Below are 14085 nucleotides of genomic sequence, written 5' to 3' on the forward strand. Positions count from 1 at the left end.
GAGCACGGCCCGGAGGACCCTGGTCATGAGGCGCTTATCCCGCATGTCCGTTCTGGTCGGGTTCCTGGCCATGGCTGGGACGGCGGTCGCCGCTGATCCGCGCACCTGCCGCTTCACGCCCGACATCGTCGCCGCCGCCGACGCCTTGCTCGTCGATCCGAAGAGCGAGCGTCGCTTCTGGCGTGACCGTTTCAGCGACGACGCCGCCTATCTCCTGATCCGTTACGGCGAACTCACGCCGGGCGCTGCTCTCGGCCTGGTCGACGCCCTCGGGGCCCGGCCGAAACCGCCACAGCGCATCGCGGAACTACGCCTGTCTCTGCTGCCGCCTGCGGAGCGCAGGGCCGCCTATGCAGCCTCCGCCCAGCCCGCCCTTCGGACGCTGCCCCATCTGTCGGTGTTGCGCGCCTTTGTCGTCGACGGCGACGAGGACTGGCTCTTCGCCGACATCTTGCGCCGTGCCGCGGAGCCTTCGGCCCAGCCGCAGGCGATGCCGCAGTTGCAGGTCGCCCTCGCCAGCGCCCTGTCAGACCTCGACGACACCGCCAAGATCCGCATCGCCGCCCGCGCTGAAGCCCACGGCCTGTGGCACCTCGCGCTCGACCTGACGGCGATTAGGGGCGACATGGACGCCTGGCTCGCGACGCTGCGCCGGTCCCCGCATTCTCCCGCCGATCTGCGGGCTCTCGCTGACCTTTTCGCTCCGGTCTGGCGCGGCAGCCTCTTGCCCGGCATGCCGCGGCCCCAACGCGATGCGCTTCCGGCGGATCTGCAGACCGCCGTTGATTTCATCGACAGGGGGCGCCCGCAGACAGCCGGAGATTTCGCCAAGGTTCTCGAACTGATCGGCCTCGCCCCCGGCGCCATGATCCTGGCCACGGCGATCAACCAGACCGGCGAGCCTCGCCTCGCCGCCGAAGTGGCCGCTCCGCTGGTCGCGGGCATCCGCGAGCGGCGGATCGACCCCGCCGCCGACATGGACCGGATCCGCGCCGTCATCCTGGCCGGCACGGTCCGCATCCTTGGCCTCGATCGCGCCCGCGTGCTCCTGGCGTCCTTCGCCGGGCCGGCCGAGGCCGTCGGCGCCGAAACCGCGCTGGCGACGCTCGAGCGTGCCCTTGTGCGGCACACCCTCGCCGGCTTCGCGCGGGGCGACGAGCCGGACCCGTCCCGCCCGCCGTTGCTCTCGGCAGGATTCGACTGGTCGGGCTGGCGCAACGTTGCAGAGGCGATCCGTAAAGGGGAACCGGCATCCGAGAGCTATCGCGGTGTCGAGGCGGAGCTGCTGCACGTGATCGGACGCAACGCCGCGGCGATCAATATCCTGAGGGGCATGGGGCCGGGCGACGAGGCGCGCCAGCGGGCTCACACCCTGCTCGTGGCGCTCGACCAGATGTGTGGCGGCGTCCTGTGGCCGCAGGCGCCGCTCGGCCAGCCGCTCTATCGCTTCCCGCCGCGGCCGCGCTGAGGTTCAGCGGGCTCAGCGCAGCGTCGGGCTCCAGGCCGGATCCGAGGCGAAGCTCGGCGTCGGCACGACGACCTCGGACCGCGCGAAGATGTCGGCCTGGAACAGCCGCGGGCCGGCCCCCTGTTCACGGAAGAACATCACGAACAGGCCGTTCGGCGAGAAGGTCGGGCCCTCGTTGTGGAAGCCCGAGGTGATGATGCGCTCGCCCGTGCCGTCCGGCTTGATGACGCCGATGGCGAACTGGCCACCCCCCTGCCGGGTGAAGGCGATGAAATCGCCGCGCGGCGACCAGACCGGAGTGGAATAGCGGCCCTGGCCGAAGGAGATGCGGTTGGCCGCGCCGCCGCCGGCGCCCATCACATAGAGCTGCTGGCCGCCGCCACGGTCGCTTTCGAAGACGATCTGCCGGCCGTCCGGGGAATAGGAGGGAGAGGTGTCGATGGCCGCGCCGTCGGTCAGGCGCACGGCCGCGCGCGAGCGCAGGTCGAGTGAGTAGAGAGAGGAACCCGAGCCCTGCTGCAGCGACAGGGCGATGCGCTGTCCGTCCGGCGAAAAGCGCGGCGAGAAGGTCATGCCGGGAAAATTGCCAACCTGCTCGCGCTGGCCCGTCTCGATATTGAGGAGATAGACCCGCGGCTCGCCGCCGGTATAGGCCATGTAGGTGATGTCCTGGCTCGACGGCGAAAAGCGCGGCGTCAGAACGAGGTCACCGCCACGGGTCAGATAGCGCACATTGGCGCCGTCCTGGTCCATGATGGCGAGGCGCTTCTGCCGCCTGTCCTTCGGACCGGTCTCGTCGACGAAGACGATGCGGGTGTCGAAATGGCCCTTCTCGCCAGTGACGCGTTCGAAGATCTGGTCGGAAACGAGATGGGCAATACGCCGCCAGTTGGCCTCCTGGGTGGCGAATTGCTGGCCGTGGAGCTGACCGCCCTGAGCGACGTCCCACAGGCGGAACTCGACGCGCGAGCGCCCGTCGGCGCCGCGGCCGGCACGGCCGGTGACGACCGCCGCCGCTCCGAGCTGGCGGAACTGCGCGAAGTTGGGCGGCTGGTCGGGATCGAGTGTGGCGTTACCGTAGGCCTGCCTGTCGATGATGCGGAAGAAGCCCGACCGGCGCAGGTTGTTCTCGATCACACCGGAGATGTTGCGGCCCATGTCGCCGTCGCCGCCGAGATTGGGAACGACAATGGGAAAGGGCTGCACCTGGCCACGCCGGATATCGATGACCGGCGGCGCGCCCTGCGCCAGCGACCACGGCGAGAACAGGCTCGTCCCGGCGATCGCCGTGCCGGCGGAAAGGATGGTGCGGCGGTTCAGAAGCAGGGTCATGATCGGATCTCTTGGGGCCTTCAGATGGCGCTAGCAGGGCGGTTGGTCGAGAGCATGACGACAACCCGGCGCGCCTCGTCCGTCAGCGCATCATTTCCTTGGGATCGAAATTGAGGACGACTTCGCGCCACGTGTCGTAGCGCTCGCGCGGCAGGCGCACGCCACCTTCCGCCGAGCAGCGCATGACGGCGCGCACGGCGGAATTGGCCAGCACCTGGAAATTCGAATCGCCGCGCGGATTCTGCACCTCGGGGCGCGCGGTCACGGTCCCGTCGGGATTGAAGGAGACGCGCAGGCGCACGGCGGGGCTGTTGCCCTCGCGCGCCGCGATCGGAATTTCCCAGCAACGCTCGGCCCAGGCGCGGATCGCATCGATCTCGCGGCCGGTGATGCGCGAGGCGGCGCCCGTCGCGGTGCCGAGCGAGGCGGTGCGGGCGGGCGCCGTGGCGCCGGTCGCCTCGGTACGGGAGGCCTGCCGGCGATCGTTCTCCTGGGACTGGCTGGTGGCCAGCCGGGCGGCGATGGAATTGGCGTCGAACTGGCGCGCATTGGCCTGTTCCTGGCGCTGGCGCTCGGCCCGCTCACGGGCTTCCCGCTGCTGGCGTTCGCGGGCTTCGCGGGCGACGCGCTCGCGTTCCTGCCGCTCGCGGGCCTCACGCTGCTCACGCTCCCGCTGTTCCTGCTGGCGGCGCGCCTGCTCCTGGCGCTGCTGCTCCTGCCGGCGCTGGTCCTCCTCGCGCTTGCGCTGGGCCTGGAGTTCGGCCTCCCTGGCGGCGGCATCCTCCTGCTGTTCCGCCGCGGCGGGAGCGGGCGGCGTCGGTCGCGGCATCGGCTGCGGCGGCACGGGCATGGCGGGCTGGACGGCCGCGAGTTGGGCAGCGCGCGGTGGGGGCGGCGCGGCAGCCTCTTCCGGCTTCGGCTCGGGTATCGGCGGGCGGGGCGGCGGCGGCGGCGGCAATTCGGTGTTCTGCACCCGCTCGCGCGCCACCGGCAACGTCGCCGGATCCTGTGTCTGGCGTTCCTCGGCGGCTTGGCGGTCGACGATGCGCTGCGGCACCGGCGTCTGCTCGCCGCGGCGGTCGCCGCGCGTCGACTGGGCCGGCTCGTCGGAGACGATCTCGACGGGCACGCTCTCGCCCTCGTCGACCTTGGTGGGCGACGTCAGGAAGCCGACGAAACCCGCGACCACGAGGAGCACATGCCCCGCGACCGAGATCCCGTATCCGACCTTCTGCGGGTGGAGCGCCACAGCCTGTCCCTGCCCTGCCCTCAGCGCGACGCGCGCTCGGTGGCGACCAGCGCCACCCTGGTGAAGCCGCCGCCCTTGAGCTGCGACAGAACGTCCATGATGGCCTGGTAGTTGGCCGCCGCGTCGCCGCGCACGAAGATCCGCTCCTCGGCGCCGTTCTGGGCGCGGGTCCGGACCCGCTCGACCAGCCCGGCCGCATCGACCTTGTCGTCGCCGACGAAGATCTCGCCGTTCTGGCGCACCGAAACGGTAATTGGCGGCTTGTCCTGCTGGATGGCGCGGGCCGAAGCCTGTGGCAGGTCGATCGGCACCGATACGGTCATCAGCGGCGCTGCGATCATGAAGATCACCAGGAGGACCAGCATCACGTCCACGAAGGGCGTGATGTTGATCTCGTTCATGACGTGGGAGCGACGCCGGCGACGACCGCCGCCACGTCCATCACCGCCGCCTCCGAGTTGGGCTCCCATATGGCTGGCTCCTTACGCGGCGCGCTGGTCGTAGCCGCCGCCCTGCTGGTCGATCTGACGCGACAGGATGGCGGAGAACTCGTCGGCGAAGCCCTCGAGGCGGCTGGCGATCTTGTTCACCTCGCCTGCGAGCTTGTTATAGGCGATGGTTGCGGGAATGGCGGCGACGAGGCCGATGGCGGTCGCGAACAATGCTTCGGCAATGCCCGGGGCGACGACGGCAAGCGAGGTGTTCTTTGACACGGCGATGGCCTGGAACGACGTCATGATGCCCCAGACGGTGCCGAACAGGCCGATGAACGGGCCGGCCGAGGCGACGGTGGCCAGTACCATGAGGCGCGCTTCGAGGCGCTCGACCTCGCGCTGAATCGTGACGTTCATCACCCGGTCGAGACGCTGCTGCAGGCCGGCAAATGACCGCGACGCCGTCTCGTGGCTCCGCTTCCATTCGCGCATGGCTGCGACGAACAGCGCCGCCATCGCGGTGGTCGGGCGCTGCGACAGGGACCGATACAGCTCCTCAAGGCTCTGGCCGGACCAGAAGACCTGCTCGAAACGATCCATCTGCGTCTTGGTCCGGCGATACATGATGATCTTCTCGACGATGATCGCCCACACCCAGATGGAGGCGGCCACGAGCCCGAGCATCACGGCCTTGACCACCCAGTGGGCGGCCCAGAACAGGCCCCAGAGAGAAACGTCGTGGGAGACGACCGCAGCGGCATCGGCGGGAGTCATGGGCACAGATCCTTTTTCGCGACGGAGCGGCTTAGAGGTCGCGCGAACGTTTCGGCCTTGGTCGAAAACCCGGATGGACGGCGGCAACTGCGAACAATCGACGCGTAATCGACCCGTAGAGGGGCGAAATGGCCCCTGAATGTGTCTTGACCGTGGCGCGGAACGTGCTTCCGCGTGGTCGCCTACCAAGCCATTGATAAGGTTAAGGTCAGGTTATCTTCGGCACTGCATCATAAACGAAGCGTCACAGCATCAGGGCAAGGCCGGACTGCCGGCGGGTGGGTCTTGACCTGCCGGTCGAACCGGCCTGCGAGGGCTTAGCCCGCGCGATCGGCAGGAACAAGCGCGCTGGCGTGAACGTGATCGGCACGGAGGTTCCGGCAAGATCGGGCGAGGATGGAGTCCTTGACGGGGGCAGCGAGGTCAAAAGTCGCACCGGGGCGACGGGCGAACCCGCTCTCGATCCGCCGGCGCCGCATCAGGCATTCGCCTTCGGCGTCATCGCCCGGCGGAGCCCGTCGGGAATGCGCACCGGCCTGCCGCCGGCGAGAAAGGCGACGCGCACCTGCGCCTCCACCAGCACTTCGGTTCCGCGCAGGACCCGCTGCGCGAGATTGAGCGTCGCCCCCTTCACCACCTCGGTGCGGGTCTCGACGGTCAGCACGTCGTCGATCCGCGCCGGCCGCAGGAACTCGATGCCCATCGAGCGGACGACGAAGAAGAAGCCGGCGCCGGCGTCCTCCTTGGCCTGGTCGAACAGGTCACCCTGGGCCACCCCGAGCAATCGCAGGAAATCGGTGCGGCCGCGCTCCATGAAGCGCAGGTAGCTCGCATGATAGACGACCCCGGAGAAATCGGTGTCCTCGTAATAGACGCGGACAGCGAGGTGATGGGTCTCGCCGTCGATGCGGCCGGCCAGATGGTGGCCATCGGTCATGCCGGATGCCTTTCTGCGCAGATCATGGCTCCCTCTGGGAGCCCGTTAGGGCGGAAGCGAGACGTCAGACCTCCTCGTCCCCCTTGAACAGCGTGAATTGTGCCCCTTCGCGGGCCGGCTCTGCGAGGCCGAGATGGCGGAAGGCGCCGGAGGTGAGCAGGCGCCCGCGCGGCGTGCGCTGCAGGAAGCCCTGCTGGATCAGAAACGGCTCGATGATCTCCTCGATGGCGTCGCGCGGCTCGGAGAGCGCCGCCGCCATGGTCTCGATGCCGACGGGCCCACCACCGTAATTCAGCGCGATGGCCTTCAGATAGCGCCGGTCCATGGCGTCGAGCCCGGCATCGTCCACCTCGAGCCGGGTCAGCGCCTCGTCGGCGATGGTCCGCGTGATCGTGTCGGAATCCCGGTAGATGGCGAAGTCGCGCACGCGCCGGAGCAGGCGGCCGGCGATGCGCGGCGTCCCGCGCGCGCGCCGCGCGATCTCGTTCGCCCCGTCCGCGGTCATGCCGACACCGAGCACACGGGCACCGCGGGTGACGATCAGTTCCAACTCCTCCACCGTATAGAAGGCGAGGCGGATCGGGATGCCGAAGCGGTCGCGCAGCGGCGTGGTGAGAAGGCCGGCGCGTGTGGTTGCACCGACGAGGGTGAACTTGGCGAGGTCGATCTTCACCGAGCGCGCCGCCGGTCCCTCGCCGATGATCAGGTCGAGCTGGAAATCCTCCATGGCGGGATAGAGGATTTCCTCCACCGCCGGATTGAGCCGGTGGATCTCGTCGATGAACAGCACGTCGCGCTCTTCGAGATTGGTCAGCTGTGCCGCAAGGTCGCCGGCCTTGGCGATGACCGGGCCGGAGGTGGCGCGAAAGCCCACCCCGAGCTCCTTCGACAGGATCTGCGCCAGCGTCGTCTTGCCGAGGCCCGGCGGACCGACGAAGAGGACATGGTCCAGCGCCTCGCCGCGCGAGCGGGCCGCCGAGATGAAGACCTCGAGATTGGAGCGCGCCTGGGCCTGGCCGATGAACTCGGCGAGCCGCTGCGGCCGCAGATGCGTGTCGGCATCGTCGTCGCGGCGCTCGGCCGAGAGGATGCGGTCGGGATCGCTCACGAACTCAGTTCCTTCAGGCCCAGGCGGATGAGCGTCTGGGTATTGGCCTCATCCCCCGCCTTCTTCGCCGCGGCGGCAATGGCGGCAGCAGCCTGCGGCGGACCATAGCCGAGATTGGTCAGCGCCGAGATGGCGTCGGCGACCGGGCCGGCGACGCGCTTTTCGTCAACGTCGCCGGCGAGCCTGGCCAGCGTCGGGTCGATGTCGGTGAAGCCCGGCGCCTTGTCCTTGAGCTCGGTGATGATGCGCTCGGCGACCTTCGGGCCGACGCCGTTGGCCCGGCCGATCGCAGCCTTGTCGCGCAGCGCGATGGCGGTTGCGAGGTCCGAGGCCTTGAGCGTGGAGAGCACCGAGAGCGCCACCTTGGCGCCCACCCCCTGTACGGCCAGCAGCAGGCGGAACCACTCGCGCTCGAGATCGTTGGCGAAACCGTAGAGGCGGATCATGTCCTCCCGCACCATGGTTTCGATGGACAACACCGCAGCCTCGCCGGCCGCTGGCAGCGACTGCAGGGTGCGCGCCGAGCAATGAACCACATAGCCGACGCCGTGGACGTCGACGATCACCCAATCGGGTCCGTAGCTGTCGATGGTGCCCTTGAGCTTGCCGATCATGTGAGGTCCGCCGGTTGAGAAGGTGCTTATAGCGGATTCGGCCGTGACGCGTTCCCCCCGCGGCAGCGCCGGGATGCCGGCCTTCCCGTTGTGCTGAATCGGCACGTGAAGGACTTGAATCGGATTGTCGCAGACGGAATCCAAACCTCAGAACTCACGCTTATCACTTTGGTATCAATCGTATATTTCCATCGACTTGAATCTGAACAAAAGCCACGGAACCATCCCCGACCGCCACCGTGGCTTGCCGCCGCCGGCCAATTTGGCAAGACAGGTTCATGGCCGGACCGATTCCCTCCTTCCGCCTCGAGGCGCATGCGCTGGCGCAGGGATTTGCCCCTGTCGCCGGTGTGGATGAGGCCGGTCGCGGTCCTCTAGCCGGCCCCGTTGTTGCTGCCGCAGTGATCCTCGATCCGGACTCCATCCCGACCGGCCTCGCCGATTCCAAGGTGCTCGACGAAGACCGCCGCGAAGCGCTCTACGAGGCGATCACCGCCTCCGCCCTCGCCTGCGCCATCGCCTCGTCGGGACCTGGACGTATCGATGCGACCGACATCCGCAAGGCGACCCTGCACGCCATGGCGCGGGCGGTCGCCGCCCTCGCCCTTCCCGCGCGCCACGTCCTCGTCGACGGCCGCGACGTGCCACCCCTGCCGCTCGGGGTCTCGGGGGAGGCGATCGTCGACGGTGACGCGCTGGTGCTGTCGATCGCCGCGGCCTCCATTCTCGCCAAGGTCCATCGCGACCGGCTGATGCGCCAGGTCGGTCTCGTCCACCCGGCCTATGGCTTCGCGGTCCACAAGGGCTATGGCACGAAAGCGCATCGCCAGGCGATCACCCGCCATGGCCCCAGCCTTCATCACCGCATGACCTTCGGTTCGCTCAAGAGGCCGGCGGAATGACCGGGCGTGCCGTTCCCCGCCAGGGGATGGTGCAGAGGCGGCGGCAGGGGGCTGGACTTTGTCCGGCGCCGGTGCGAGGCGCGGCCCCCTGTCCTCGCAATGCCGGCGGGCGGTTCAAAGCCAAAGCGCCTGGCGGATGGTCAGCATGTCGCGCCAGGCTTGGCGCTTGGCGATGGGGCTGCGCAGCAGATAGGCCGGATGCAGCGTGGCGATCGCCTGGATGGTCCGGCCGCCGGCCTCGAAGCCCATCAGGCGGCCGCGCACCTTCATGATGCCCTTGAGGCCGAGCAGCGTCTCGGTCGAGGGAGCGCCGACGCAAACCAGCAGCTCCGGTGCCTTGAGTTCGATCTGGCGGCGGACGAAGGGCTCGCAGATGGCGATCTCCTGCGGCGTCGGCGTGCGGTTGCCGGGAGGACGCCAGGGGATGATGTTGGCGATATAGGCATTGGTCCGGCGGTCGAGGCCGACCGAGGCCAGCATGCGGTCGAGCAACTGGCCGGACTTGCCGACGAAGGGCCGGCCCTCCATGTCCTCCTCGCGGCCCGGCGCCTCGCCGACGAACATGACGCGGGCATCGCGCGCCCCGTCCTCGAAGACCGTGCGCGAAGCCGTCGCCTTCAGCGCGCAGCCCTCGAATCTCTCGACGATGGCGCGCAGCTCATCGAGACCTGCCGCCGAGCGGGCCGCCTCGCGGGCGGCGGCGACGGCCGAATCCGGGGCGGGTGGCGCCCCGGCGGCGCTGACCGTCTGCGGCCGCGCGACGGCGGGCGTCCGGACCACCTCCTGCCGCGCCGCAAGCGCTTCGCGGCGGCGCGCAAGTTCGGCATCAGCCTCGGCGAAACGGTCGGCTGCCTCCTCGCCGACGGCCACGTCGACGCCCGCATCGCGGTAGAAGACGATCAGCGCCTCGAGGGCATCGGGGGTCAGCGACAGGGTCATGGACCCATCATAAGCGAAAGGCCGGAGCGCTGCGACCCGCTCCGGCCTTCGGTCTCCACCCGCTGCGACCGCCGGGGAGACGCCAAGAGATGGAGAGGCTCAGCGGCGCGGATTGGCCACCAGCTGCGGGCCGGCCGCGCCGCCATTCAGCGAAACCCACTGGTTCGGATCGGTCTGCGACTGGCGCTTGATGAAGCGGTAGCCGGTCTCGTGCCACAGCTTCACCTCGTTGGTGAAGTTGTCGAGCACATAGTCGCCGCGGTCGGTGACGATGGTGAGGATGGCGTGGCCGTCGCCGTTGAGATCGCGCACCACGGTGATCAGCATGGCCTCGCGCGGCACCCCGAGGGCCGTCAGGCGGCGCTTCTTCTCCAGAACCAGATCCTCGCAGTCGCCTTTGCCAGCGACCGGATAGGTCCAGTATTCCTCGACGCCGAAGTGATCCATGTCGGTCACCTGCTCGATCTCCCGGTTGACCTGGAGATTGACCCGGGCGAGCTGCGCGAAGGCGGCGGAGGTAAGATTGACCGTGCGGGCGGCCGGTGAGCGCATGGCGCATTCCAACGGGTTTTCCCCGCAGAACTGGACCCATCCGATCGGCGCCGACGTGGCGGCCCCCGCCGGCAACGATGCCAGGCGACGGGCGCCCTGCTGGGCGAGGGCACCTTCGGACAGGCCGACGATGCCGAGAGCTGCGAACAAAAACCAGGACGCAAAGCGAAACATGGGTGGAAACCCCTGAACCAACGATGACTGCCCTGCGACCCGGGGCCATTAATCTCCTGTTAATGATTGCGGCTCAAGCGAGATGTTAAGACATCGTTAACGGACGTTACCAAATGGTTAACGGCCAAGGCGGCGGGGCGCTGGCGGCCACGCCTCGGCCGGTCGACGCGTTGTCATCGCCGGTGAGCCGTGCTTTAGAAATCGACCAAAGTTGCATGGGGCGTCCCGGACCCCGAATGACGAGGGATCACAATGGCCGAAGCGATGGACCTGCCCGAGCGCGAGGGCATGGACTATGACGTCGTCATCGTGGGTGCCGGCCCGGCCGGCCTCTCGGCAGCCATTCGCCTCAAACAACTGGACGAGAACTGCGCCGTCGTCGTCGTGGAAAAGGGATCCGAGGTCGGCGCCCATATCCTGTCCGGCGCTGTCATCGACCCGGCCGGCCTCGACGCCCTGCTGCCCGACTGGCGCGAGGATCCCGACCGTCCGCTGAAGCAGCCGGTCACCGACGACCGGTTCTACTTCCTCGGCCCTGCCGGGGCCCTTCGCCTGCCGAATTTCGGCATGCCGAAGCTCATGAACAACCACGGCAATTTCATCGGCTCGCTGGGCAATGTGACGAAGTGGCTGGCGGCACGGGCCGAGGCCCTGGGCGTCGAGATCTATCCCGGCTTCGCCGCCGCCGAAGTGCTCTTCGACGACACGGGCGCGGTGACCGGCGTCGCGACCGGCGATATGGGGATCGCCCGCAATGGCGAGATCACTGACCGTTTCACCCGCGGCATGGAGCTGCGCGGCAAATACACGCTTTTTGCCGAGGGCGCCCGCGGCCACCTGACCAAGCAGTTGATCAAGCGCTTCAAGCTCGACGAAGGCCGCGAGCCCGGCAAATACGGCATCGGCCTGAAGGAGATCTGGCAGGTCAAGCCGGAGAACCACCAGCCCGGCATGGTCCAGCACTCTTTCGGCTGGCCGCTCGACATGAAGACCGGCGGCGGCTCCTTCCTCTATCACGCCGAGGACAACCAGGTTTACGTCGGCTTCGTGGTGCACCTGAACTACGAGAACCCGACGCTCTCGCCCTTCGACGAGTTCCAGCGCTTCAAGCAGCACCCGATGGTCCGCCCGGTCCTCGAAGGCGGCAAGCGCCTGTCCTACGGCGCCCGCGCCATCACCGAGGGCGGCTGGCAGTCGGTGCCGAAACTGTCCTTCCCCGGCGGCGCGCTGATTGGCTGCGCGGCAGGCCTTGTCAACGTGCCGCGCATCAAGGGCTCCCATAACGCCATCCATTCCGGCATGCTGGCGGCCGAGCACCTGACCGAGGCACTGAAGGCCGGCCGGGCCCATGACGAACTCGCCTCCTACGAGGAAAGCTGGCGCTCCAGCGCCATCGGCAAGGACCTCTGGACCGTCCGCAACGTCAAGCCGCTCTGGTCGAAATTCGGCACCATCGGCGGCGTCGTCCTCGGCGGCATCGACATGTGGATCAACGCGATCTTCGGCACCTCGCCCTTCGGCACGCTGAAGCACGGCAAGGCGGATTTCGAGACGCTGAAGCCCATCGATCAGGTCAAGCCCATCGTCTACCCCAAGCCCGACGGCGTCATCTCCTTCGACAAGCTGTCGAGCGTCTTCATCTCGAACACCAATCACGAGGAGGACCAGCCGGTCCACCTGACGTTGAAGGACGCCTCGATCCCGATCGCCCAGAACCTGCCGAAATATGGCGAGCCGGCGCGGCTCTACTGCCCGGCCGGCGTCTACGAAGTGGTCTATGCCGACCCCGAGGCCAAGGCCGATCCGAAATTCGTCATCAACGCGCAGAACTGCGTCCACTGCAAAACCTGCGACATCAAGGACCCCGCCCAGAACATCAACTGGGTGACGCCCGAGGGCGGCGGCGGTCCGAACTATCCGGGAATGTGAGGACGCCTCCTTCGCGCACCCACCGCGGGTGCTTTCCGCCCTCTCTCGTCATGGCCGGGCTTGTCCCGGCCATCCACGACTTGAAAACCGCCCTGTGAGAATTCGTGGATGCCCGGGACAAGCCCGGGCATGACGGGGTGCGGCCGCAGAGCCTCCCCTCACCGCGGCGGCGGGAACTTCTCGAAGGCCGGCACCCCCTCGGGGAACTGGTGGAAGGGCGGCGCCTCGGACGTGTAGAATACCACCTCCGGCCCGCCATAGACGGACGGATCGTCCAGCCCGCCGACCTTGAGGATCACCGCGTTCTTCCGGCGCGGCGACCGCGTGGCGAGATGCGTCCCGCAGGTGGCGCAGAACTCGCGCGTCACGGGGTTATCGAGGTCCGGCCGGGCAAAGCGGGCCGGCTCCCCCTTCACATAGCGATAGCCGTCCACCGGCACCGCCATGAAATAGTTCTCGGCCCCGCCGGAGATTGTCTGGCATTCGCGGCAATGGCATTCGCCGCGGAACAGCGGTGCGCCCTCGGCCTCATAGCGCAGCGCGCCGCAATAGCATCCGCCCGTCAGCATGACCCTCTCCCCCGCGTCGCGCCCCGGCGCCATCGGAGGCTAGAGCGGCCGCGCGCCTCTGGCGAGGCCGGCCGATCGGCGGAGGCTATCCCCTCACCCGATGGAGCGTCATCCGGTGGCCGTTGCCGCAGCGGGATGAGATGCGGTCGCGGGTCTCCAGCGTCACCGAGCACCAGGTCTCGGAGGTCCGGCTGCCATCGGCGCAGCGGCCACGGAAATTCAGCCGCGACGTAAAACCGGTCAACCGTCCGCGCCCCTCGGTGCCGCAGCGCCCGGCAGCCTGGGTGTTGAACAGTTCGCGCGCGACAATGGTCGCGCCGCTGACCCGGATCTCGACGCCGGCACGGCCGCCCGGCTGCGACGCCCAGAAACCGGCGAAGTCGGCGCCGCGCAGGCGCTGGCCTTGAGCGGGCGCCTGGGCCGCCGCGAAGGTCGGCATCGCCAGAAGGGCGGTCAGGGCGAGGGGGAGAGCGCGCATGGTCATGGGTCCAGTGTGCCGCATCTTGCGGCGAATCCGTGGCGCCATCCTAGCGCCGAAGCGCGCCCGCCGCGACGGCCTGCCGCCGGGGCTCGAGGGAACCGCCCGCCGTCATGATGGTTGCATCCCGATGCGTCATGCTGCGCCGTCGATCCCGAGGAGCTTCCGATGAACCGAACCGCAAGCGCCGTCTGGCACGGCACGGGCCGCAACGGCAAAGGCATGCTCACCACCCAGTCGGGCGTGCTGGACAGCACGGCCTATGCCTTCACCACCCGTTTCGACGACGAGAAGGGGACCAACCCGGAGGAACTCATCGCCGCGGCACATGCCGGCTGCTTCACCATGGCGCTCGCCTTCGCCCTGCAGGCCAAGGACCTGACGCCAACGGAACTGAAGACCGAGGCCGTTGTGTCGCTCGAAAAGGACGGTGCCGGCTTCAAGGTGGCGAAATCCGCGCTGACCCTCACCGCCCATGTCCCCGGCATCTCGCCGGAGGATTTCGCCGCCATCGCCACGGGCGCCAAGGAGGGCTGCCCGATATCGAGACTGCTCAAGACCGAGATCACGCTCGACTGGTCCCTGGTCTGACCGCCCTGGCTGCGATGCTTGCGTGCCGGTTAACC

At 68.5% G+C, this 14085-nt stretch carries 15 protein-coding genes; 4 read left to right on the top strand and 11 right to left on the bottom strand.

Annotated features, from left to right (window positions below):
* Positions 1 to 43: 43 nt before the first annotated feature.
* The gene (locus Q0C57_RS15430; protein WP_296577338.1) at positions 44 to 1468 is read left to right on the top strand and encodes a hypothetical protein; all 1425 of its coding nucleotides are present in this window, start codon (positions 44 to 46) and stop codon (positions 1466 to 1468) included.
* A 12-nt stretch (positions 1469 to 1480) separates the two neighbouring features.
* Here Q0C57_RS15430 and tolB read toward each other — a convergent pair whose 3' ends face one another.
* The 7 genes from tolB to ruvA all read right to left on the bottom strand — a co-directional run bounded on the left by tolB (position 1481) and on the right by ruvA (position 7916).
* Complete coding sequence (tolB, locus tag Q0C57_RS15435; protein ID WP_296577339.1) at positions 1481 to 2800, bottom strand: Tol-Pal system beta propeller repeat protein TolB; 1320 nt, start codon at positions 2798 to 2800, stop codon at positions 1481 to 1483.
* 82 nt (positions 2801 to 2882) lie between these two features.
* Positions 2883 to 4049 carry a cell envelope integrity protein TolA gene (gene tolA / locus Q0C57_RS15440; protein ID WP_296577341.1) on the bottom strand — a complete coding sequence of 389 codons (1167 nt, stop codon included), beginning with the start codon at positions 4047 to 4049 and terminating at the stop codon, positions 2883 to 2885.
* A gap of 20 nt (positions 4050 to 4069) precedes the next feature.
* A complete protein-coding gene (gene tolR, locus Q0C57_RS15445) occupies positions 4070 to 4519 on the bottom strand; it encodes a protein TolR (RefSeq protein WP_296577343.1) in 450 nt (149 codons plus the stop codon).
* A 12-nt stretch (positions 4520 to 4531) separates the two neighbouring features.
* The gene (tolQ, locus tag Q0C57_RS15450) at positions 4532 to 5257 is read right to left on the bottom strand and encodes a protein TolQ (protein ID WP_296577345.1); all 726 of its coding nucleotides are present in this window, start codon (positions 5255 to 5257) and stop codon (positions 4532 to 4534) included.
* Positions 5258 to 5735: 478 nt separating this feature from the next.
* Positions 5736 to 6194 (bottom strand): tol-pal system-associated acyl-CoA thioesterase, encoded by a 459-nt coding sequence (gene ybgC, locus Q0C57_RS15455; protein WP_296577347.1) that lies wholly within the window; start codon positions 6192 to 6194, stop codon positions 5736 to 5738.
* 64 nt (positions 6195 to 6258) lie between these two features.
* Positions 6259 to 7302, bottom strand: coding sequence for a Holliday junction branch migration DNA helicase RuvB (gene ruvB, locus Q0C57_RS15460; protein WP_296577349.1), 1044 nt, complete (start codon positions 7300 to 7302; stop codon positions 6259 to 6261).
* Positions 7299 to 7916, bottom strand: coding sequence for a Holliday junction branch migration protein RuvA (ruvA, locus tag Q0C57_RS15465; RefSeq protein WP_296577351.1), 618 nt, complete (start codon positions 7914 to 7916; stop codon positions 7299 to 7301). The genes ruvB and ruvA overlap by 4 nt, the downstream gene beginning before the upstream one ends.
* 278 nt (positions 7917 to 8194) lie before the next feature.
* On the opposite strand from ruvA, the gene Q0C57_RS15470 reads away from it, so the two are divergent.
* Positions 8195 to 8818 carry a ribonuclease HII gene (locus Q0C57_RS15470; RefSeq protein ID WP_296577352.1) on the top strand — a complete coding sequence of 208 codons (624 nt, stop codon included), beginning with the start codon at positions 8195 to 8197 and terminating at the stop codon, positions 8816 to 8818.
* Positions 8819 to 8932: 114 nt separating this feature from the next.
* On the opposite strand, the gene Q0C57_RS15475 is transcribed toward Q0C57_RS15470, so the two are convergent.
* Both Q0C57_RS15475 and Q0C57_RS15480 read right to left on the bottom strand, forming a co-directional pair.
* Positions 8933 to 9757, bottom strand: a complete 825-nt coding sequence (locus Q0C57_RS15475; RefSeq protein WP_296577354.1) for a uracil-DNA glycosylase — start codon at positions 9755 to 9757, stop codon at positions 8933 to 8935.
* A gap of 99 nt (positions 9758 to 9856) precedes the next feature.
* On the bottom strand, positions 9857 to 10483 hold the full coding sequence (locus tag Q0C57_RS15480) for a transglutaminase-like cysteine peptidase (protein WP_296577356.1): 627 nt from the start codon (positions 10481 to 10483) through the stop codon (positions 9857 to 9859).
* Between the two features lie 252 nt (positions 10484 to 10735).
* On the opposite strand from Q0C57_RS15480, the gene Q0C57_RS15485 reads away from it, so the two are divergent.
* The gene (locus Q0C57_RS15485) at positions 10736 to 12412 is read left to right on the top strand and encodes an electron transfer flavoprotein-ubiquinone oxidoreductase (RefSeq protein ID WP_296577358.1); all 1677 of its coding nucleotides are present in this window, start codon (positions 10736 to 10738) and stop codon (positions 12410 to 12412) included.
* A 158-nt stretch (positions 12413 to 12570) separates the two neighbouring features.
* Here Q0C57_RS15485 and Q0C57_RS15490 read toward each other — a convergent pair whose 3' ends face one another.
* Together Q0C57_RS15490 and Q0C57_RS15495 are read right to left on the bottom strand one after the other, a co-directional pair.
* Positions 12571 to 12981 (bottom strand): GFA family protein, encoded by a 411-nt coding sequence (locus Q0C57_RS15490; RefSeq protein WP_296577360.1) that lies wholly within the window; start codon positions 12979 to 12981, stop codon positions 12571 to 12573.
* An 85-nt stretch (positions 12982 to 13066) separates the two neighbouring features.
* Entirely contained in the window at positions 13067 to 13459 is a 393-nt protein-coding gene (locus Q0C57_RS15495; RefSeq protein ID WP_296577362.1) for a hypothetical protein, read from the bottom strand.
* A gap of 168 nt (positions 13460 to 13627) precedes the next feature.
* On the opposite strand from Q0C57_RS15495, the gene Q0C57_RS15500 reads away from it, so the two are divergent.
* A complete protein-coding gene (locus tag Q0C57_RS15500) occupies positions 13628 to 14050 on the top strand; it encodes an OsmC family protein (RefSeq protein ID WP_296577364.1) in 423 nt (140 codons plus the stop codon).
* Positions 14051 to 14085 lie beyond the last annotated feature (35 nt).

This window comes from Phreatobacter sp., assembly GCF_022843985.1.
Classification (GTDB): Bacteria; Pseudomonadota; Alphaproteobacteria; order Rhizobiales; family Phreatobacteraceae; genus Phreatobacter.